This is a genomic window from Phormidesmis priestleyi BC1401 (genome assembly GCF_001650195.1).
GTDB lineage: Bacteria > Cyanobacteriota > Cyanobacteriia > Leptolyngbyales > Leptolyngbyaceae > Phormidesmis_A > Phormidesmis_A priestleyi_B.
Genome location: NZ_LXYR01000018.1, coordinates 32,949 through 53,563, shown reverse-complemented (window position 1 = coordinate 53,563; position 20,615 = coordinate 32,949). Strand labels below are relative to the sequence as shown.

Here is a 20,615-nt window from a genome sequence, read left to right as displayed (position 1 = left end):
TGCAGAAACATCATTCTCTTGCTACCAACCTTTGTGAATTATCCTGTGAAACCAGATTATTGCCGTCAGCTAGTGGCTTTGCATTTGAATAACTTTAGGTATAGCCATATTTCTTGATGAACCAAGTTTTGACAAGTTGAGTCAAGACGCAATAGCAAGTGAGGATGAAGCCTAGCCAGAGGAAATAAACGGCTGGTAAGGGCACAAACCCTAAACTGGCGGCGATCGGCGAAAAGGGTAAATACATGCCAACTCCCATCACCGTAGCGGTGATCAGCAGCATGGGTAGAGAAGCCCGGCTCTGGAAAAAAGGCACCTTTGCTGTGCGAATGACATGGACAATCAGTGTTTGAGTCATCAGGCTTTCCACGAACCAACCCGTTTGGAACAATGCTTGATGCTCTACAGAGGTTGCCCCAAATACAAACCACATCAGGGCATAGGTGGCATAGTCAAAAATGGAGCTAATTGGACCGATGAAGATCATAAATCGCCGGATATTCTCAATTTTCCACGTTGGCGGCTTGACTAAGGATTCTTGATCCACATGGTCGAAAGGGATTCCTGTTTGCGAGAAGTCGTAGAGGAGATTATTGATTAAGATCTGCACGGGCTGCATGGGTAAAAAGGGCAGCAGCGCACTCGCACCCAAGACGCTAAACATATTACCAAAGTTAGAGCTAGTGCCCATTCTGATATATTTGATGATGTTGGCAAACGTCTTACGACCTTCGAGTACTCCAGATTCTAGGATCAGCAAGTTTTTTTCGAGCAAAATGATGTCTGCCGACTCTTTCGCAATATCGACTGCTGTATCAACTGAGATGCCCACATCTGCCTCTCGCAAAGCCGCCGCATCATTGATGCCGTCTCCCATGTATCCAACAATGTTGCCTTTTTTCCGCAGTACCTGAATCACCTTGGCTTTTTGCGTGGGAGAGAATTTAGCAAAAATGGTTGTGGTTGCAGCAACCTTGGCTAATTCATCATCAGATAGGGATTCAATATCGCTACCGAGTAAGACATTTTGAACGGGCATCCCCACATCTCTGCAAATTTTACGAGTAATAATCTCATTGTCTCCAGTGATGATTTTTACATCCACTCCATGTCCCTTCAGGGCTTTAATCGCTTGGGCAGCGGAATCTTTAGGCGGATCAAGAAAGGCAATATTGCCCAACAGCACTAAATCACTTTCATCAGTAATGGCGTAATGTGCTTGCTCCGGTGGCATTACTTTGTAGGCAACTGCAATGACCCGTAACCCTTCAGAGTTTAGTTTTTGTTGTAAGTCAGCCACCTTGGTATGGACTGACTCATCCATTGGCAAAACCTTGTCATTGACTTTGAGTTGAGTACAGACTTTGAGGACTTCCTCAACGGCACCTTTGCAAATCAGCACATGCTGTTTTCCCGTTTCTTCAACGACGACAGACATCCGACGACGCACAAAGTCAAACGGAATTTCATCAAATTTCTGGTAGTTTGTTTCAATGTCTAACGCTTTAAGTTCTTGACTGCGATCGAGGACAGCGACATCTAACAAATTTTTCAAGCCAGTCTGGTAAAAGCTGTTGAGATAGGCATACTTAAGTACCTCTACACTCTCTTGACCATAGGGATCTAGGTGCCTCTGCAAAACGATTTTGTCTTGGGTCAGGGTGCCTGTTTTATCGGTACAAAGAATATTCATGGAGCCAAAGTCTTGAATCGCATCAATGTTTTTGACAATCACCTTTTTGTTAGACATGGTGATCGCCCCCTTCGCCAGATTTGCTGTGACAATCACAGGCAACATTTCTGGAGCCAATCCCACCGCCACCGATAGACCGAATGTGAATGCCTCGATCCAATTGCCTTTAAGCACTCCATTGATCAAAAAGACGAGGGGAGCCATGATCAGCATAAAGCGCAACAGCAGCATGGTCACGCCATTCACACCTTTATCAAAGCTTGTTCGTGCTCTGCGTCCGCTGACGGTCTTAGCCAGGGATGCTAGATACGTATGACTCCCCGTTTCGGCGACAACGGCTGTTCCAGAACCACTGACGACCGAAGTGCCCATGAAACAGAGATTCACTAGCTCCAGTGGGTTCTTCTCCTTGTCATCGGGGAGTTCTGCGTGTTTTTCGGCGGGTAGAGATTCCCCAGTGAGGGTTGACTGACTGAGGAATAAATCTTTTGCAGCAATCAGTCTGACATCGGCTGGAATCATATCTCCTGCTGAAAGAAAGATGACATCACCGGGCACCAACAGCTTCACCGCAATTTCTTTTCCGGCTGTGATTCCCTTTTCTTTCGGTGCAGCCTCTTGATTGGCATCCTTACGGCTCACCGTTGCTGTTGTGCTCACCATTGCCCGCAGTTTTTCGGCGGCTTTGTTCGACTGAAATTCTTGCGAAAAGCGCAGCAGCCCACCAAAAATTACCATGATAAAAATGATCAGGGCGGCGATCGGACTCCCAGTTAACAGTGAAACTGTCGCCAGAACGATCAGTAAAAGTGAGAGGGGATTCGTCACTGTCTTCAGCAGTTGGACATACCACGCGATCGGTTTTTCGCGGGCGATCTCATTCAGCCCAGATTTCTCTAATCTCCGCTTGGCTTCAGTCTCACTCAGCCCCTCCAGCGAGGTATCGAATAATTTCAGCACTCCATCCACATCACGCTGAGCAATATCGAGCAGAGCTTGGGATGAATCGGCAGAAGAGCTAGATTTCGTTTCAGGCTTTTTGGATGTATTAGCACCCTGACTTAATTGCTTCATAAAATCATTGTCTTTGGCTGGTGAAATTGACGTTTCAGATCACTGTTGTGATAAAGCTATCTAATTGAAAGGAACCACGATCGCAATCTTTCTGTAGCTGCTATCGCATGGTTGGGCGTTGTCAGTTCCAAGCGGCAAAAGCTATGACTATCGCCATTTTCTTTCTCTGTAGTTCAGGATGCAACCATCGCGTTATTTCGACAGAATCAACGGGAAATCGTAGGCTCTAAGTGTTTCTTTTGCAGAAAGGCATCAGTCAGTCGATCGGCATTTTCTCTCAGAATGTGCAAGATACTCCCTCGAACGACGGTTTCTAGATACATTCGCTCCGCTAAAAAGAGAGGAATGTCGAGAACTGGGTTTTCTTGCGGGAGTTTGTTCTCCTGCAATCGCATACTGGTTAGGAACTTGACTGAGAACGTGAGCAATCAGCTTTTGCCGAAATTCATGCATCGAAAAAGCTGACTGATAGGGATGTTCAGGATACTCGTCTAAAACATCCTCGATTTCTTGGATCACCAATGGCAATGTTAGGTTGATCAACTCAAACGACATACTGACCTCTCATTCAAAATTGTTGAGTCTGAAAACTGTTGTTGATAGGTGCTCATCAGATAGGCATCTCTGCATGGCAAGAACGACAATGCCAATAAAGTCCACTCAATTACGCATATGTCGAAGTAAAACAGTAGAACAACAGAGACAGATGTGATGACTGCTCATGAGGTCTTCGATCGAGGATGTACCCAAACCCTGCTGGCTGCGATCGAGGGCTGAGTGGCTCGATCGCAAGATTGAACGGGTTAGCAAATCGTTCATCTGACGCTCCTTGATAAATTAAGTTGTCGAATCGTCTTTTTCTCAAAAGTCACCGTTAGCTCAAACACTCTTCCTCTCACTACAATACTCACCTCACGTTTGAGTTCGTGTATCCACAAAGGACGAGTCGATGTTTGATTTGTATAAGTTGATTAAGGAGCTTACAATTCTTTACAGCAATAGCGGTTGCTTCAGCACTCGTGCCATTCTCTCGCTTCGAGTTCTTGTTGAGGCAGCAATAAAGTGGCTTCAATTTCCGCTCGAATCGGGGCTGTCACTTCACAATCGCTGTGTAGACAATCGAGCAGGAGTTGATTGGCGGCGTAGTAGCGTTGCAGGACTTGCTGTTGGTCTGGGCTAAACTGCCAGTCTTGATCAAGCCGTCGATAGTGAGCGATCGTGGTCTTAAGCTGCTCTGACCAGGCGGTGTAGTGTGCCTGCCACCAACTCTGAAACCATGCCTGGTTTTGTTCGAGCGGCAATTGCTCTTGGAGTTGTTGCAGAGATTTGTGAAACCCAGCATCCAGTACAATCCCCAAAATATTGCTGAGTGAATCGACGCATAGATGAGCATGGGCAAAATCTGGACTTTGATCGATCGTACACTCCACCAGCAGGTCATCTAAGGCAATATCCAAAAACATCCCCTGGTCGAGGGTGCAGGCGAGCGCAAAGTTAGCCGCTTTGTGCGGCGTTTGAGCCATCGCTAGATGAAAGGCTCGCACCGTTGCCTCTCTGGTTTCGACTGGGAGCTTCGATTTTTGGCTTGCCCACCGCAAAAACTCTTGCAGATAGGGATCTTGGGCAACCAACGCATCAATCTGCTGTTTCATCAACTGCATCAGTGAGTCGGCACTCCGCAACATCGAAGCGGTCAACAAAAAGATTTCGTGCCAGTGCGGGTCTGTCAGGTGACTCACCAGCCCACCCAATGCCTGCTCTAACGACTGAAGGTTATGACTCGCAACGATATTTCGCGCTGTAAAATATTCTTGAAACGCTAGATAGGAAAACGAAAAAATGCCCCGTGCGCGTTCGGTCAGCAAGCCGTGTTGAGACTCGATCGCCTTCAGCACCGATTCACTTTCGAGGTGCAGTTCTTCATCGTCGGTTGAAGCATTGGGCAGATGCCGGATATAGTCCTCAATGTGTTGCTCCACCACTCGCTGCTCAAAAAAATACTGACCCTGATCAAAGGTGACCGCGGCAAGCTGGCTCAACAGCTTCAGCTTTTGGGGCAACAAAAACCCCCGATAAACTTCATCGCGTTCGACCCCTCTGGCTTCATCCCATTTGCCTAACAGCAAATCTAGCCCTTCCTTATAAAACTCGCTGCGCTTGGTCGGGAACCTGCTCTGACCATAAAACACCCAACAGGCAAGGTGCAGAAACAGCGGATTAACCACTAGCTGACGAAACTGCCAGTTTTCCGGGAGGTCTAGCTTCTGGATAAACTGAGAGGACTGCATCGCTCCTGCCTGAGCGGTGGTTTTGGTAAATGCCACAAACCATTTCTGCGCGAAGGCGTTGATTTGTGCCTGCGTAAACGGAGCGATCTCCACATCGGTGAAGCCTCGCAGACTGAACTTTTGGGCGGCAGTGCGGCAGGTCGTCACAACTCGATTTTTGTGATATTTGTCTGAAAAGCGGCGAATTTCTCTCAAGACCGCAATGCTCTCCTGGTGCAGAACTTCATCCAGCCCATCCAACAACAGCAGCACCCGTCCGGCTTTGAGCAAGGTTTCTATTATGGTCGGGTCAGTGATGCCATCAATGAGAAATTCTTGCTGTAGGTAGTTTAACAAGCTGAATTCACCGCTGGCAGACTCTTCTACAAAATGTCTCAGCGTGACGAAGATCGGCACCCGCGTCGCCTCAAACGCGCCCTGGCTACACTGAATGGCAAGGTGTTGTAGAAAGGTCGTCTTTCCGGCTCCTGGTTTGCCCAATACTCTGAGTTTGGGGTAGGTTTCAACGGCTCGCATTCCTGAAACCTGGCGTTGGTCAACCTCACCCAAGCCCATGCGATCGACCGCTTCCGGTTGCAAGGTTTCGAGGTTGGCGACTTCTAGCCGCTGCTGACTCGCGATCGCTTCTAAAATATTGACATCAATATAGATATCATCAATGCTGACGGGATGGCTGATATCTAGCAACTGCAAGCTGCCGCACTGGTCTTGAATTTTAGCCTGACGCTGCGATCGCACCTGCTGCACCAGACTCTCGATCGCGAGATCGCCCACCTGCTTTTGAAGCTCAGGAAATTCAGCGGGGGGATCGATGGCAATGTCTCGCCAATCCAAGTCTAAAACAACACAAATGGCTGTAAAAATTTGGCGATCGACCGACTGCCCAGTGAAAAACCGCCAGATGGGTTGACGAGTCTTTAAGTTGACCTCCCCTGCCAGGTTATCCTGCGTCCACCCCTTCAGGGCAAACGCTCGTTTAGTCTGTTGAATTCCAGAAAGAGAAGATTGAAGCGATCGCTTGACCATGAGACGACCCTCGTGGTCTAAAAGGTTAAGAATTCAAACACTACCTGCACACTTTCGACTCTAGAGCCTTTTCTAAGTTAGTGATATGCGCCTGAAGTTATACATCTCTAGAACTTACGCATTGACAAACGATCTAAATCAAACACCAGCCTACTCTACAAGATGATGAAAAGTGTCAGAACTAAGGCTTAAATCGTGAGCAACGACCTATCGGGGACTTTTGTCTTAGTCGAGCTGCTTTTCAGAGTGGGATAGAACTTGCTTCTCCACATCTATGCGATCGCGCGTTCTGCTGTTGATGATGCCTAGCGATTCCTTTAGAGTTGCACAAGGCGCTAATCGCGATAATCTAGACTGAAGCCTGAGTTGCCTTGCACGATCGATGAGAATTTTATTAGTTGAAGACGATACCCGAATTGCCACGCCTTTAGCCGAAGATCTCAGATATCAGCACCACGTTGTAGATATTGCAAAGGATGGCTTGGCGGGATGGGAAGCCGCTCAAGGAGTCGTTTATGATCTAATTTTGCTAGACTTAATGCTGCCTAAATTAGACGGCATTAGCCTCTGCAAACGTCTGCGGGCTGCCAAATCTCAGGCGCTGATTCTGATGTTGACCGCACGCGACACCACGAGCGATAAGATCATTGGATTGGATGCTGGGGCTGATGACTATCTGGTTAAACCCTTTGAACTAGAAGAATTAGCCGCGCGCATCAGAGCACTGTCGCGAAGAAGTCCAGAAACCAGAGCGACCACGTTGATTTATGGTCAGTTAGAGCTTGACCCTAGCACCTATAACGTCACCTATGCACGAGTGCCCTTGGCATTGACTCCCAGAGAATACATGATTTTAGAGTGTTTTTTGCGAACTCCCACCCAGGTTTTAACCCGTTCAGCGCTTTTAGATCGGTTGTGGGAGTTTGATAAATCTTCTGGCGAAGACACGATTAAAACCCACATTACAAACCTGCGTCGCAAGCTAAAAGGTGCCGGAAGCCCAGAAAATTTGATTGAAACAGTGTATGGTCTCGGTTATCGGCTCCATTCAGTTTGATTGATCGCACTCATCTTTCCGAGTTCTTGGTCTTGTTTCTCCATCGTGGACGAAACCGTTTAATGGTTGCAGCGATCGAGCGATATGAGTCACTGATTTTTATTGATTTCAAACGTTGTGTTTAAGCAGATTCAAAATCGGCTGCTGATTTCTTACCTGATCGTTCTCGCCTCGATCTTAGGAACGTTTGCGCTCGCCGTTCGGCTTGTCTATGCACATAGTCTCAAGCAACAACTCACCGATGAATTGACAACATTGGGACAAGGAGCCGCAACCAGTGCAGAATTTAACCACGGTCAGCTAGAAGTCGGGAAGGACATTCCTGTTAAAGATCTCATTGCGCGAGGTCAAGCATTGCAGTGGTTTGATCTTCAGGAACAGTTAATTGCTCAACAGGGAAAAGCCATTTCAACCTTACCGTTTTCGAGCCTTGAAGCGCTGCAAGTTCAGCTATCGAAACCTCGGATTCAATCAGTCACGTTGCCTATTGTTAGCGGCGATGATCACCGAAAACTAGGGTATGTCAGAGCCAGTCAGTCGCTCGAAGAGTTGGATGAAAATCTGCGAAAGCTGGACTGGGGTTTAGGCAGCGGAATTGTGATGGCGTTGATTCTCAGTGGTATTGGCGGGGTTTGGCTGACTCGTCAAGCCATGTACCCGATCGAGGAAAGTTTTCAACGGTTGAAACAGTTCACGGCGGATGCTTCCCACGAGTTGCGGAGTCCGTTGATGGCGATTAAAAGCAATGTATCTGTTGCGTTGAAATATTCAGATGGAATGCGCCCAACTGATGTTGAAAAGTTTGAAGCGATCGCCAGTGCGACCCATCAAATGACTGATCTCACTGAAGATTTGTTGCTACTAGCGCGGACTGATCAAGCGGCAAACCCCAATTTCCAGCCCGTCAACTTAACAGCAATTTTGGAGCAGTTAGTCGAGCGATATCAGCCTCAAGCCCACGCAAAACAAATTATCTTACACGCTCACTTAGCTCAGTCTTCGTGGGTATTAGGCGATGTTGCACAACTCACTCGATTATTCACAAATCTAATCATCAATGCGTTGCACTACACGTTAGCAGAGGGAAGAGTCGAAATAAAGTTAAGCCGCACCGGGCAAACTCTTTTGGTTGACGTAAACGATACCGGAATTGGCATTGCTTCAGAAAATTTGGCGCGAGTGTTTGACCGATTTTGGCGGGCGGATCAGTCTCGCGCTCATTGGGAAGGTGGATCTGGATTGGGGTTAGCGATCGCCCGCTCGATCGCCCAAAGTCACGGCGCAACAATCAGCGTCAGCAGTCAAGTTGGGGCTGGTAGTTGCTTCACCGTGCAGTTAACAGCGATGACAGGAATGGTTAAATTTGTAAAACCTCCGTCTGCAAATACTGGCGATGATCAAGCCCATCTAACGTAGTGCTTCATCGCCAGTGTGTTGGTAAAATCAATCGGTTTGTTGGGTAGAAATTGGAACTGTTGAGAATGTACTGAACTGAGTATCATTCATGATTAGAACTGCCAGCTACGGTCAGTTTTTTCTGCCTTAGAGTAGTGAATAGAATACAGACTCCCAGAATTGATACAAGGACGATCGACGAGCCAACTGTCCCAAAATTAAGTCCGCCTTTTTCGTGTGATTTGGTCAAAACATCTCCTAGTGTTGCACCAAACGGACGGGTGAGGACAAACGCAATCCAGAACAATAAGACCCCAGAGATTTTGGAGAAATAATGCGCTGCTAATACCAAGGCAAGCAAACTTGCAATGAGGAATGCCCCGCCTGCAAATCCAAGTCCAGACGTATCGGCTAAGAAATCGCCTAAAGCAGTCCCCAACGTATTTGAAAATAGAATGGCAGTCCAATACAGTAGCTCAACTTTGGGTGTCTTGACGTTTTTAACCGAGAGTGACCCAACACTTAAGTGCCAGAACGCAAAAATTGCTAAGAGAATGGTCACTAAAATCATCGACCCGGTAGCGTAGCCTAGCCCTAGCGTGCGATCCATATAATCTGACATTGTTGTTCCTGCTGTACTAGTTGCTAGGATCACAGCCCAATAAAGCAGTGGGTTATAGCGTTTTGACACCAGTTGAGCCACAAGCGTCGCCAAAAAGACTCCGATCAGGATCGTAGAACTGACTGCATAGCCTACCTGGAGGGTCATCGATAATAGGTCTCCTGCCGTTTCTCCTAGAGTTGTTGCACAGATCTTCATGATCCAGAAGAATGCAGTGATTTGGGGAAGTTTGTTCATTTGTTGCTCCTAGGTTGCTGTCTGGCTGCTAAACTTTGATTGAATTTGCGACTTTACTCTAAAGGGTGAAAGTCAAGAACTTGGAAAGACCAGGTACTGCCCCAAATCTTGTGAAGGGGTCTGCCATTCATCTTTTCTTTCAATAGATCTCCTGCATGAATCTGGACAGCCCTCGCCAACCCTTCTCTCTCTGGGGAGAGCTAGAACCTCTTGTTCCCTCTCCTTATGGAGAGGGCTAGGGTGAGGGCAAAGGATTCGTGCAGGAGGTCTAATAGAGAATCCCTTCAACCTCCTCAGCTAAAGGAAATTGAAGGGATAATTCTCTTTACTAGGGTGCGGCAATCAACTTCAGATCAAAGCAGCTCAATCTGCCCCTGATGAGGAACTGAATGGCTAGACAGTTTAGCGGACTGAGTTGTCAGCATTTTCAATCAGCCGTCGTCGTTGGTTTCGCCATCGCCATCATCAGCCGCTTGAGACACTTGAATGCTGCTGCGGAACTGGGTCTTTTCGTTATTCTCACTGTTCGGCGGGGTTGTACCGAGAACTTTACCGTTGCCTGCATCCACGATGACTTCGTTCTGTCCGATTAGTACGGCATAAACCAGGTCACCGTTTTCGTTTTCTAGATTGACGCTTGTTGCTTTTCCTTTTGCGGCGATTTCAGCAGACTGCTGTGCCTGCTGTGGGGTAATTTTGGCAAGAGATTGCAGCTTTTTAGACTCCTGCTGTTCTTTAGCACCCTCGCTCATTTCGCTAGTCCTCCCGTTCGCTGGCTCTACTTGGGCTGAATTGGCTTGAAGTTGAGACTTGGGAGCAGCTTCCGGCGCTTCTGTAGCGGGGTTGACTTCACCATCTCCGTCACTCCTTTCTGCGACTTGAGCAGTGGGCATGGCTGCAACAGGAGATTGGGTCTGGGTAGCATTCACTAGCTTGGCTAGAACACCCATCCCGAATGTGCTGATCGCAGCAGCAGTCAAAATGAGTTTGGTTGAGGTTTTCATGGTGTGAAATCTATTGTTATGTGGGTTTGCCATTTCACTGTAGGTACTGAAAGTCAAGAACTTAGAAAGATTTGAACACGGTTAAACCAGTTGTTGCCCCAATCAATCGGTTTGCCTTTCAGATACAAAAAATTTCCAGCGATCGCTAGAAATGAAAAAGGTGAGTATCTTTTCAAGTTCTTGACTTTTACTGGATATACTGCGATCGTTCTCCCAATTTGCCCTTCAAAATGCAAAAACTGGTTCATTTCTGGATTCGTCGAATCAACCAACCTCTTGCAGCTCTAATGACCGCGATCAGTACGATCGCTCTATTCGCTTGCTTAGTCATTTTGTTAGGCTTGAGTTGGCTGTTTCAAGAAGTTTTAGAAAAAGAAGCCTTCGGATTCGATACCACCGTTTTACTAGAAGTGCATCGGTGGACGAACCCTGTTCTCGATCGAGTCATGGTGAGCTTAACTCGATTCGGTGATCCTGAGTGTGTGGTCGTGATCATTGCTCTGAGTTTTGGGCTGTTGCTATGGAGACAGCAGCGAACTGAGGCAAAAGTCCTAACGATCGCGTGTCTAGGCGCACTCATTCTCAATCAGGGGCTAAAGCTCTTTTTTGCGAAACCTCGCCCTCAGCTTTGGACTCCGCTCATTCCTGAAACGTCGTTTAGCTTTCCGAGCGGTCATGCCTTGGGATCTTTGGTTCTGTATGGGTTTCTCGCCCATCTTTTGGCGATCGAGTTTCCAAAGTTATCTCACTGGATCTACAGTTTCGCAGTCGTTCTAATTACTGCTATTGGGGTCAGTCGCCTCTATTTGGGCGTTCATTGGTTCACCGACATTGTTGCAGGTTATGCTGTTGGCTTTCTCTGGCTAATGATCTGCATCACTTTGCTGAAACTGCAAACTCAGAAAAAGATGGGCGGATTGTTAAAATTTTGAGAGTAAGTGCAGAATAGATCGCAGATTAATAACGCGATCGAGTGCCTTCACTATGCTAAGAATCTGCCACCTCATTGGTGATTACAGACATCGACAGTATAGAAATCTCAGACCAGGCGTTTAAGCCGATGGAGTAAGCACACGCGCTGCTCGATCAAGCCGCGAGGCAGCAGCTAAAGGACTGTACGATCGCTATGAGACCACGAATTAAAATGACAGTGTGGCAACGAATCCTGAACAAGCGCAATAATTCCATCCTTGGAAGAATGTTGTCTATTGCTCATCTCAGGGCAATTTTACGATCGAACCTGTATACTCAAATTGACGCACGATGTGAATGGACTGTTTGTTCAACACGGTTCTAGGTCAGTTTTTAGTCCTATCCCCAAACCAAACGTCTCAACGATGCAATCTAACCAACTTCCTGCTAACCAGCCTGCTTCAAAAAACCCAGACCGTCGCCTCCGTCATATCAAGTATGTTTTAGCGCCTTTTGTGATCCTGCCTCTCCTTCTCACCCTGACAACTGGCTCGCTTTATCAAGCCGCAGACTTGGCAGGTCAAGGAGAGCAATTTGACTGGTTACTTAGTCTCCACAAAGGCAATTTTGGTCCTCTGAAGTTGGGATTTATTTATCCTTTTCTCAATGCTTTAGGGCTTTTAATCATGGCGGTTGCTGGTTTTTCGCTGTGGTATAGAGCATCAGCGAGGAGAAAACAAGCAACAAACCGGGACTGAAGAGCCGCCAAAACATAAACTGGTACTCCACTAATTTCGTTCTGACGTGAGGGTTGCGAAGTAGATAACGATATCTCTACTCCAATACTCGAACTGCGGTTGTGAAGATGTCAAGAAAAATGTCACCACTCGCCGCGGCAATTAGACCTATAAATGCCGTGGCTGTGGGCTTTTAATATCTTAGAGAAGATAGAACTTCGTGATAGGGCACTAACCCTGCAACCGCATGACTCACCTGTGCGGCAACCCGCGGATTGTGTTTCATCACCCGAATCAGCAGCGTGTTCATAAACGAGAATTTTCTAAACGCTCTGATTCGTAGACCCGCACGCAGATCTGCTTCAAAACGAGCTTCATAGAGATATTGCCAATTCTCTGCTGCCATTTCTGGAGAACGGCTCATGTTAATCGCTTGTGCAGCATAAAGCCCACTAAGAACTGCATTGGCAATCCCTTCACCCGTCAAAGGATCAGTCAGATTAGCGGCGTCTCCAATCTTAAGAATGTTTCCATCTGCAACTTGATTCCCTTTTTTAGCCGTCGCTAGAGGATACACTTTAGGAGTTTCCTGGTGAAGGACTTTACTTAATAGATGTGCCGTTTGTTTGTTACTTTGAATAAACTCCTTAAACAACTGAATCACATTCGTATTGATTTTCTGGTACTCATCCATCCAGACCCCGACCCCGACATTAAATTTGACGACTTCTCCCTGAGTCGCGACTGGAAAAATCCAACCGTACCCATTCACCCCCAAGTGATGATCGAAATGGATTTGGGCTTCGGTTAGGTCTACTTCGGATAAGTCTTGACGATCGAAGCTCCAGTAAGAGCGAATTGCGATCGCAGTCACCTCTCCCGCAGACACACCACGGGCATCAATCAGATAATCAAACTCTCTAGATAAAGTCTGAAGGTGCCCATCCTTTTTGCTAATCGTTTGAGTGAGAGGAACACATCCTACATCAATCGCTTTTTCGTAGAGTAATTGATCAAAGACAAATCTTGGAATGCAGTATGCCTCTAAGCTTGTCGCTTCACTATGAGAAATTTGATTTGAAACTCCTAGAAAAAACCGATGAACGGGTGCATAATCAACGATTAGTTTCTTCAGATCTTGGGGATAAATTCCCATCGTGGATAAGGCTTGAATAGACTCAAGACTAATTCCATCTCCACATACTTTGTCTCTAGGAAAACGATTTTTATCGATTAAGGTGACTTGATGTCCACTTTTGGCGAGATGATATCCTGCCGAACATCCTGATGGTCCTGCACCTATCACCGCAATAGTAGCCATAATTGAGGTTTCCTGTCTAATAATTTAGTTTGAGTGAAAGTCGGAGATTGTTTCTCTACACCAAATGCGACGTAACCAATCGATTTTGAAGGAAGAAAGCAGCAGGACTGCCGCCCGATCGAATCAATCGCTTTGCAACATCCTGAACATTTTGTTGTCTCTTTACCTTTTTGTCTGAAAGATAAACGCCTAACAGTGCCTGATTGATGAGCTGATGAAATCGCGTATCGGGTAGCTGAGAAACGCTTTCAGTGGCTTTTTTGATGAAATGCTGAAATCGTTTTGTCATCTCATCTTCGCTTGGATAATAAAAGCAGAAATTTAAGTCGCCATTGACTCGATCTTCCTCTTGGTCAATCAAATAATCGAGCAAGATATGCAGTCCTTGAACCCAAGGGAAATAACTGTTTTTAATCTGGGCTGCGAAGCTTTCAGAAAACTCCTGATTGAATGAGTAAGCAACGAGACAAAAAATTCCCAAAGTTGACCCCGCGCACGCAGAAAACTCATACCAACTGAGGTCAGGAAATTTATCTTGATATAAAGCAAACCAGGCTTTTAAGCGGGGAATCCGCTCTTCGACCTTGACATGCTTGTGAACTTGCAAATCACAGTAATAGGTTGCCAGCTCGTGCAGCGTTGGAGCAATTTTTGAGTAATTCGGAACGTTAGCTAAAACGTTCTGACACGTTCTAACTAGACTTTCGAGATAGCCGCCATCGTCTTGGTCCTCACGGAATCGGTAATAGTTAGACAATTCTGCACCGGGCGTTAAAGCCTGAAGGATAGATTCATGGAGTGCCCGAAAATCTTCGGGGTCTAGCGAACTACTGCGATCGCACAAATTATCTAAATAGTCACTAATGGTTTGATAAGCCACAATAAAGCGGATTGCTTTTCGACAATCTCTTTTCGCCAGTAGTCCGTAAATCGCGCCCCCTTCACAGTGAAACTGTTTAGCTTCAAGGCTGGCGATCGCTTGTTTCCGCAGTTCTGAATTTGGAATTTGGCTTGCCTGCAGTTTCCAGTCTTTTAGGTAAGCGCGAACGGATGGGATAACCTTGAAGTGCGTCTCTGACAGAAGCGCCCAAGGAGAAGTCGGAATATTGACAGGGAGGGTAAGTTTCAAAGTAGTTCAATCATGAGCAACGTATGTCCTAAATTAGGAATAGACAGAGGACTCTACCTCTACACAAGTGCTGATTTGCGACCTCTACGATGCTGCTGAAGTGTTGCTTCATCTCACAGATCAGTCGGCGGCAATCTCTCACCACGACACCTGCAAAACTCCGACTATGACCGATCGGTCTTAAAAGCTTTGCTAATCAGAACCGTTCTTAAGGTGGATGGTTCACTCAGTGCAAGGTGTTATTGTCTTTAGCAACGCATTCACCCTGCCCACTTGATCTTAAAGTCGTCAACCCATTCAGTTTTGCAGAGAAGCAGGTCAACTATGAAATCAACTCAGTTCTGTCGTTCTTTTTGGCTAGGGGCTTGTGTGCTCAGTATTGCGGCTCTATCTTCGTCACCTTCTGTTCTAGCTCAAGGCGATTCGATGCGAGAAAGTTCGTCCGCTTCGACACGAGCCACTCGGTCTTCACTTAATGCGATCGACCAACAGTTTGTTCAAAAGGCAGCTCAAAGTGACATGACGGAGATTAAGACGAGCCAATTAGCCCTCCAGCGCTCTCGCAATTCTCAAGTGAAGCAATTTGCGCAGATGATGATTAGGGATCACACGCAGTCAAGCAGTAAGCTCAAACCCTTGGCGGCTCGAAAAGGGGTCATGCTACCGACTACTCTCGGTGCAGCCAATACAGCTTTAGTGACTCAACTAACAAAGCTATCTGGAACTCAGTTTGATCAGGCGTATATGAACGGGCAGGCTAAGGCACATGCCAAGACAGAAGCTATCTATCAGAAAGAACTCAAACAGGGACGAGATAGTGACGTAAAGGCATTTGCAACCCAAATATTGCCGATCGTGGCGGAGCATTACAAAATGGCAGAAAATATTCTTGCTGGACATCAAGCTATGACCCGTTGAAGTCCTAACTTCCCGCTGTTGAGGCTTGACTAAGGGGCAGTTCTCTGGATGCAACAGTCGATTGTGGGTTATTGTGAAAGCGGTGAGACGTTCCACCGGAACGTCTCTACGGGGTTGGTAAATCTATTGTCGATCGCATTCACGAATCAATTCGGTTTAGAGGATCACTTCGATATCAACGCGTTCTCCAGGTCTTTTTTCTCTAAGTCTCTTCTCGTTTCCTCTACTTTAAATTTGGTGAGTTGAGCATCCATTTGTTCACGTACCAGATCGCGAAATTCGACAAAGTGCTCTGCGTAAGCACATACGGTTAGATATTGATCCCACACAGTTGGATTGTGCTTGAGAATGCTGAACAGGTGATGCCAAAACATGAACCGTGTGTTGCGCTTAATGCCCTGCTGCCAAACGATATAAGCCAAGGCTTTCAACTCGATTAAACCCGGAAACTTGTTCGGAGCTAATCGCGGCGGCGCAGTCATTTGACGGAACGATCGATAGACGCGATCGAGATAACATTTCGGCTCATATAAGGTGCAAAATGCTCGAAGATATTCCTCAGCAATCTCCTCAACGGGGCGAGTCGGAATAAAATTCATCAGCATCGTTTGACTGCCATCGCCCAAGATTTCGAGCAGTCGTCCTTCTTTTTTCAGCCGATGCCACAGTGCCGTGTCAGGAAGCGCCTGAAGAATGCCAAACGTCGTCGTCGGAATCGCAGTTTGCTCAACAAATTCGATAATCCGATCGCCCGCTCCTTTTTTCTCGCCATCGAATCCGATGATAAATCCGGCGGTGACTCTCAACCCTGTGCAATTGATATCGCGCACTGCATCGACGAGAGAACTTCGCATGTTCTGAAACTTTTTGGTGAGTTTCAAACTCTCCTCGTCAGGCGTTTCGATGCCCAAAAAGACCGCTTTAAAGTTGCACGCCACCATTGAGTCCATCAACTCGGTGTCTTGCGCCAAATCGACCGAGGCTTCGGTCAGAAACGTGAAGGGATATTGCCGCTCTGCCATCCAACCCTGGAGTTCTTGCAGCATTAGCTTGACGTTGCGCTTGTTGCCAATAAAGTTGTCATCGACCATAAAGATCGATCGTCGCCAGCCCAACTGATAGAGACATTCAAGCTCTGCCAAAAGCTGCTGCGGAGTCTTGGTGCGCGGTTTGCGTCCGTAGAGGACAATAATGTCGCAAAACTCGCACTGAAAGGGGCAACCCCGCGAAAACTGTACGCACATTGCATTGTAGGCATCCAGATCTAGCAGGTCATAGCGCGGGACGGGCGTATGCGTTACGTCGGGGCGCTCACCCTCCGATCGAAACACGCCTTGAGATTCACCTCGCTCGATCGCGTTCACAAATAGAGGCAGCGTGACTTCTCCTTCATCCAAAATTAGATAATCTGCCCCCGCCCCTGACGAATCTTGAGGAATCGAAGTTGGATACGGTCCGCCCACAGCAACCGATTTGCCCCGTTGTTTGGCTTCTTTAATCAGTGCTAGCAAATCTGGCTTTTGCACAATCATCGCCGACATGATTATGACTTCTGCCCAATCCCACTCTGCCTCGGTGACTTCCCGCACGTTGTGGTCCACGAGCTTAAATTCCCAGGTTTGGGGCAAAATAGCGGCGACCGTGACCAGCCCTAATGGAGGCATCGAAGCTTTGCGATTGATTAGCTTCAAAACCTTCTCATAGGACTCGATCGTTTTAGGAAAGCGGGGATAGAGTAGGAGTGCGCGCATAATGTTCTAGACCTGATGTGGGTTAAACAAAGAATGTGAGCGAGTGCAATCAAGAGAATAACACTCTGCTCTATGAAGGGGAAACACCCTATCATCGCCTCGAAATCTGTTTTGAGCGTTTTAATGTCTTAAATTTCAACACTGATTTAGTGGCTTGAGTCGTGCTGACCCTCAATCTAGAAGACAAAGACTCTATTTTCACTATGCACAAGCCTTTTACATTCCCCCATACCAATCCTCCGCTTTCGCCTAAGCTGACTCTGCCGACCATGTATGATCTGCCTAGCGAAGATCCGGAGGAACCCGGCTTGCCTGACGAATTTCACGATCTGCAACCTCAGCTTTTAAGCGCGACACTCCGGTTAGTTGATTACAGTCGCGATCGAGTCTTTACTGGCTCAGATCTCAATCTCTATTACGACGTTCACCATCCTCTATGGCACAAGCGCCCAGATTGGTTTTTGGCGCTCGGCGTGTCGCGGCTGTATGAAGGCATTGACCTGCGATCGAGCTATGTGATTTGGCAAGAAGGAACCAGTCCATTTGTAGTGGTAGAACTACTCTCGCCTGGAACCGAAAAAGAAGACCTGGGACAAAACGCTGAATTGCCGTCCGCCTCAGAATCCGAATCACCCGCAGCAGAAACGCCGCCTCGAAAGTGGGATGTCTACGAGAAAATTCTGCGAGTTCCTTACTATGTGGTGTTTAGTCGCTACACCAATCAGATGAGAGTGTTTCAACTGGTGGGTAGTGACTATCAAGAACAACCGATTGACCCCGATCGTCCTCGATTTTGGTTCAATGGGCTGAAACTAGGATTAGGACTCTGGCATGGCGAGTTTGACGGCATCACTCGATCGTGGTTGCGCTGGTATGACGCACAGGCTAACTGGCTGCTCACAGATGCCGAACGAGTCGAGCAAGCCGAGGCTCAGTTGCGTCAAACTGCCCTCAATTTATTGCAGTCTGGGATGTCGATCGAGCAGGTTGCCCAACTCACTGGATTCTCTGAAGAACGGCTGCAAAACATCGGCACTGTTTAAGCAGAACTCAAATAGTGCCGTTGCCTCAGGGAACGATCGTCTAGCAACAACTATCGGTGCTGCACGAAGAACTTGCCTCACTTTTAACGGTGGCTCGATAGTCTAAACCTTTGGTTTCACGCGGATCGCGGACGGCATCTCGCGAGCAGTTGAAGGGCTGTGCAGACTCTAAAGGAATCTCACTGTGAGGCGACACTGGAATTAAATCGCTTTGATAAGGGCTACTCGGATCGGTGTAGAGACGAAAGGTTTTATCGCAGACTGCCATCCGTTCTCCTCGATAGAGAGTGTGACCGTCATCGTCTTGCACAGCGCGCCACGGACCTTTGTAGATTACGGCTTGGTTGCGCTCCCAGCAGTCGCCCTGTTTGCCTTTAAAGGCACGGACGGTCAGCGATCGAAACTCAATGCCGTCAATCACCTGCCACGGTTCTGCCTGTCGGCTCAAAATCTCAATACCGTGGAATCCGGCTCGTTCAAACATTTCAAGAAATTCGTCTTCTCTAAAAGCACCTGCGATGCAGCCGCTCCACAGGTCGGGGTCGTTGAGAATCGTGGGAGTTGGGTCTTCATCACAGACGATATCGGAGATGACTGCCCGTCCGCCGCGTTTTAAGACGCGAAAGATTTCTCGAAAGAGTTGCTCTTTGTCTTGAGGGCGCACCAGATTTAACACGCAGTTAGAAATCACTACATCAACGCTATCTGATGCGATTAGAGACTGTTCTTGACGTAAGCGATCGCACTCAGTTTCAAAGCTGGCGAGTTGCGCGATCGAGGCGATCGGAGTCTGATCTAACCACTGTTGAGCGAGATCCAGATTCAACGCCAAATCTTGAATTTTGCCCTTCACAAACTCGACGTTGCGATAGCCAAACCGATCGCCCATCTGATCCAGATATTTGCGCGACAGGTTCAGCATTTCATCGTTGAAATCGACACCGATAATGCGTCCTGCGGCACCAACTTTCTGCGCCAAGATATAGCAGTTTTTTCCGGCACCTGAACCCAAATCAACCACCGTTTCACCCGACCCCACATAGCGAGTTGGATCGCCACAGCCATAGTCTTTTTCAATGATTTCTGGCGGCAGTGAGTCTAGATAACGGCTGTCATAGCCATCGGTTGGACAACACAGTTCGGCTTGAGGTTGACGCGCCCCCTCTCCATAGCGTTGTAAGACCGCCTGTTCGATATCGTAGGTCGCGGGTGTTGGAGTCAGCGAATCAGTTGCAATGTCAGTCATGGTTCAGTTGGGTTACTCTCTTGGATTTAGTCTAAGCGCTTCTAGCTTTGCAGCGATGAGCCGTTTTTGAAGAAAGTCTGAAACTCAGCCCTCCGCGAGGGTAATTCTTTCTATCAATTACATAGGATGCAACTCTAAGCAGGGATTATTTAGGAGAAATCAAGTGGAATATCGGCACTTAGGAAAACAGGGAGTTCGCGTTTCGGAAGTTTGTTTAGGGTCATGGTTGACGTATGGCGCGGCAAAAGACGAAGCGATCGCCCGTGACTGCATTGAAAAAGCCTACGATTTGGGCATCAATTTCTTTGACACTGCCAACGTTTATGCCAGAGGAGCTACTGAGAAAGTGGTCGGCACTGTCTTAGGGCAATATCCGCGTGAGTCGTATGTGTTGGCGACAAAGGTTTATTTTCCGATGGGGAAGGGAGCCAACGATCGAGGACTCTCGCGCAAGCACATCGTTGAACAGTGCAACGCCAGTCTTAAGCGTCTGAATGTGGACTACCTCGATCTCTATCAGGCGCATCGCTACGATCCGAGTGTGCCATTGTCTGAGACGTTAATCGCGTTTGATCATCTCGTGCAGCAGGGCAAAATCCTCTACTACGGCGTATCAGAATGGAGCGCGGGGCAGATTGCTCATGCGGCAGATCTGGTGCGATTGGCGGGGCTGAGTCCGATCGCCTCCAATCAGCCTCAATACAGCATGATCAAACGGGACATTGAGGCAGAAATTATGCCCCTTTGTCATCGTGAAGGCATTGGCATTATCAATTTTTCGCCCCTGGCTCAAGGCATTCTCACGGGCAAATATAAACCCGGTGAGGCGCTTCCTGAAGGATCTCGTGCGGGCGATCCCAAACAAAACACATTTATGAATAAAGGACAGTTGGATCAAGATTTGCTCGTCAGAGTTCAGAAATTGGTGCCTTTGGCAGAGCGAGAAGGCTTAACGATGAGTCAATTAGCCTTGGCTTGGTGTTTGCGAAACGAAGCTCTGAGTAGTGTGATTATTGGGGCAACCAAAGCGTCTCAGGTAGAAGAGAACGTGAAAGCATCAGGTCGGAAGCTGTCGCCAGAAACCTTGAGTGCGATCGAGGATCTGTTTGGCAGTTCTAGCAATGATTGAATTCAAGCATTAGCGTTGAATTTAGGAAATGTC

The 20,615-nt window shown here is 47.4% G+C and carries 17 protein-coding genes; 7 read left to right on the top strand and 10 right to left on the bottom strand.

The features are described from left to right. Nucleotides 1-94: 94 nt before the first annotated feature. The 4 genes from mgtA to A8707_RS11840 form a co-directional block, all read right to left on the bottom strand. Entirely contained in the window at nucleotides 95-2,767 is a 2,673-nt protein-coding gene (gene mgtA, locus A8707_RS11850) for a magnesium-translocating P-type ATPase (RefSeq protein WP_068817205.1), read from the bottom strand. Nucleotides 2,768-2,973: 206 nt separating this feature from the next. Further along, nucleotides 2,974-3,162, bottom strand: a complete 189-nt coding sequence (locus tag A8707_RS11845) for a hypothetical protein (RefSeq protein ID WP_068817203.1) — start codon at nucleotides 3,160-3,162, stop codon at nucleotides 2,974-2,976. Between the two features lie 265 nt (nucleotides 3,163-3,427). Further along, complete coding sequence (locus A8707_RS29055; RefSeq protein WP_197484736.1) at nucleotides 3,428-3,586, bottom strand: hypothetical protein; 159 nt, start codon at nucleotides 3,584-3,586, stop codon at nucleotides 3,428-3,430. A 191-nt stretch (nucleotides 3,587-3,777) separates the two neighbouring features. After that, the gene (locus A8707_RS11840) at nucleotides 3,778-6,081 is read right to left on the bottom strand and encodes an NACHT domain-containing protein (RefSeq protein WP_068817201.1); all 2,304 of its coding nucleotides are present in this window, start codon (nucleotides 6,079-6,081) and stop codon (nucleotides 3,778-3,780) included. A 382-nt stretch (nucleotides 6,082-6,463) separates the two neighbouring features. Here A8707_RS11840 and A8707_RS11835 point away from each other — a divergent pair, with 382 nt between their 5' ends. Together A8707_RS11835 and A8707_RS11830 are read left to right on the top strand one after the other, a co-directional pair. Beyond that, entirely contained in the window at nucleotides 6,464-7,138 is a 675-nt protein-coding gene (locus A8707_RS11835; RefSeq protein ID WP_068817199.1) for a response regulator transcription factor, read from the top strand. Nucleotides 7,139-7,255: 117 nt separating this feature from the next. Beyond that, nucleotides 7,256-8,554 (top strand): sensor histidine kinase, encoded by a 1,299-nt coding sequence (locus A8707_RS11830; RefSeq protein WP_068817197.1) that lies wholly within the window; start codon nucleotides 7,256-7,258, stop codon nucleotides 8,552-8,554. Between the two features lie 82 nt (nucleotides 8,555-8,636). On the opposite strand, the gene A8707_RS11825 is transcribed toward A8707_RS11830, so the two are convergent. Both A8707_RS11825 and A8707_RS11820 read right to left on the bottom strand, forming a co-directional pair. Then, nucleotides 8,637-9,392 carry a COG4705 family protein gene (locus A8707_RS11825; protein ID WP_068817194.1) on the bottom strand — a complete coding sequence of 252 codons (756 nt, stop codon included), beginning with the start codon at nucleotides 9,390-9,392 and terminating at the stop codon, nucleotides 8,637-8,639. Nucleotides 9,393-9,823: 431 nt separating this feature from the next. Next, nucleotides 9,824-10,396 (bottom strand): PepSY domain-containing protein, encoded by a 573-nt coding sequence (locus A8707_RS11820; RefSeq protein WP_068817192.1) that lies wholly within the window; start codon nucleotides 10,394-10,396, stop codon nucleotides 9,824-9,826. A 287-nt stretch (nucleotides 10,397-10,683) separates the two neighbouring features. Here A8707_RS11820 and A8707_RS11810 point away from each other — a divergent pair, with 287 nt between their 5' ends. Both A8707_RS11810 and A8707_RS11805 read left to right on the top strand, forming a co-directional pair. Further along, nucleotides 10,684-11,328 carry a phosphatase PAP2 family protein gene (locus tag A8707_RS11810; protein ID WP_231948029.1) on the top strand — a complete coding sequence of 215 codons (645 nt, stop codon included), beginning with the start codon at nucleotides 10,684-10,686 and terminating at the stop codon, nucleotides 11,326-11,328. A 405-nt stretch (nucleotides 11,329-11,733) separates the two neighbouring features. Then, nucleotides 11,734-12,066, top strand: a complete 333-nt coding sequence (locus tag A8707_RS11805; protein WP_068817186.1) for a hypothetical protein — start codon at nucleotides 11,734-11,736, stop codon at nucleotides 12,064-12,066. A gap of 172 nt (nucleotides 12,067-12,238) precedes the next feature. Here the strand turns inward: A8707_RS11805 and A8707_RS11800 are convergent, their stop codons facing one another. Further along, entirely contained in the window at nucleotides 12,239-13,366 is a 1,128-nt protein-coding gene (locus A8707_RS11800) for an FAD-dependent oxidoreductase (protein ID WP_068817184.1), read from the bottom strand. 55 nt (nucleotides 13,367-13,421) lie between these two features. After that, nucleotides 13,422-14,495, bottom strand: coding sequence for a tetraprenyl-beta-curcumene synthase family protein (locus A8707_RS11795; RefSeq protein ID WP_068817182.1), 1,074 nt, complete (start codon nucleotides 14,493-14,495; stop codon nucleotides 13,422-13,424). A 324-nt stretch (nucleotides 14,496-14,819) separates the two neighbouring features. On the opposite strand from A8707_RS11795, the gene A8707_RS11790 reads away from it, so the two are divergent. Further along, a complete protein-coding gene (locus A8707_RS11790) occupies nucleotides 14,820-15,413 on the top strand; it encodes a DUF4142 domain-containing protein (protein WP_068817179.1) in 594 nt (197 codons plus the stop codon). Between the two features lie 164 nt (nucleotides 15,414-15,577). Here A8707_RS11790 and A8707_RS11785 read toward each other — a convergent pair whose 3' ends face one another. Next, nucleotides 15,578-17,164, bottom strand: coding sequence for a B12-binding domain-containing radical SAM protein (locus A8707_RS11785; RefSeq protein WP_068817177.1), 1,587 nt, complete (start codon nucleotides 17,162-17,164; stop codon nucleotides 15,578-15,580). A 203-nt stretch (nucleotides 17,165-17,367) separates the two neighbouring features. Here A8707_RS11785 and A8707_RS11780 point away from each other — a divergent pair, with 203 nt between their 5' ends. Further along, entirely contained in the window at nucleotides 17,368-18,207 is an 840-nt protein-coding gene (locus A8707_RS11780; RefSeq protein WP_068817290.1) for a Uma2 family endonuclease, read from the top strand. Between the two features lie 40 nt (nucleotides 18,208-18,247). On the opposite strand, the gene A8707_RS11775 is transcribed toward A8707_RS11780, so the two are convergent. Continuing rightward, the gene (locus A8707_RS11775) at nucleotides 18,248-19,453 is read right to left on the bottom strand and encodes a methyltransferase domain-containing protein (protein ID WP_068817175.1); all 1,206 of its coding nucleotides are present in this window, start codon (nucleotides 19,451-19,453) and stop codon (nucleotides 18,248-18,250) included. Between the two features lie 163 nt (nucleotides 19,454-19,616). On the opposite strand from A8707_RS11775, the gene A8707_RS11770 reads away from it, so the two are divergent. Next, nucleotides 19,617-20,582 (top strand): aldo/keto reductase family protein, encoded by a 966-nt coding sequence (locus A8707_RS11770; RefSeq protein WP_068817173.1) that lies wholly within the window; start codon nucleotides 19,617-19,619, stop codon nucleotides 20,580-20,582. Nucleotides 20,583-20,615: the final 33 nt, after the last annotated feature.

What these genes read in the sequence shown, in the direction of transcription:
- A8707_RS11790 (WP_068817179.1), top strand. Translation starts at nt 14,820, where the DNA reads ATGAAATCAACTCAGTTCTGTCGTTCTTTTTGGCTAGGGGCTTGTGTG.
- A8707_RS11825 (WP_068817194.1), bottom strand. Translation starts at nt 9,392, where the DNA reads ATGAACAAACTTCCCCAAATCACTGCATTCTTCTGGATCATGAAGATC.
- A8707_RS11775 (WP_068817175.1), bottom strand. Translation starts at nt 19,453, where the DNA reads ATGACTGACATTGCAACTGATTCGCTGACTCCAACACCCGCGACCTAC.
- A8707_RS11810 (WP_231948029.1), top strand. Translation starts at nt 10,684, where the DNA reads ATGACCGCGATCAGTACGATCGCTCTATTCGCTTGCTTAGTCATTTTG.
- A8707_RS11820 (WP_068817192.1), bottom strand. Translation starts at nt 10,396, where the DNA reads ATGAAAACCTCAACCAAACTCATTTTGACTGCTGCTGCGATCAGCACA.
- A8707_RS11800 (WP_068817184.1), bottom strand. Translation starts at nt 13,366, where the DNA reads ATGGCTACTATTGCGGTGATAGGTGCAGGACCATCAGGATGTTCGGCA.
- mgtA (WP_068817205.1), bottom strand. Translation starts at nt 2,767, where the DNA reads ATGAAGCAATTAAGTCAGGGTGCTAATACATCCAAAAAGCCTGAAACG.
- A8707_RS11780 (WP_068817290.1), top strand. Translation starts at nt 17,368, where the DNA reads ATGCACAAGCCTTTTACATTCCCCCATACCAATCCTCCGCTTTCGCCT.
- A8707_RS29055 (WP_197484736.1), bottom strand. Translation starts at nt 3,586, where the DNA reads ATGAACGATTTGCTAACCCGTTCAATCTTGCGATCGAGCCACTCAGCC.
- A8707_RS11805 (WP_068817186.1), top strand. Translation starts at nt 11,734, where the DNA reads ATGCAATCTAACCAACTTCCTGCTAACCAGCCTGCTTCAAAAAACCCA.
- A8707_RS11845 (WP_068817203.1), bottom strand. Translation starts at nt 3,162, where the DNA reads ATGCGATTGCAGGAGAACAAACTCCCGCAAGAAAACCCAGTTCTCGAC.
- A8707_RS11840 (WP_068817201.1), bottom strand. Translation starts at nt 6,081, where the DNA reads ATGGTCAAGCGATCGCTTCAATCTTCTCTTTCTGGAATTCAACAGACT.
- A8707_RS11835 (WP_068817199.1), top strand. Translation starts at nt 6,464, where the DNA reads ATGAGAATTTTATTAGTTGAAGACGATACCCGAATTGCCACGCCTTTA.
- A8707_RS11785 (WP_068817177.1), bottom strand. Translation starts at nt 17,164, where the DNA reads ATGCGCGCACTCCTACTCTATCCCCGCTTTCCTAAAACGATCGAGTCC.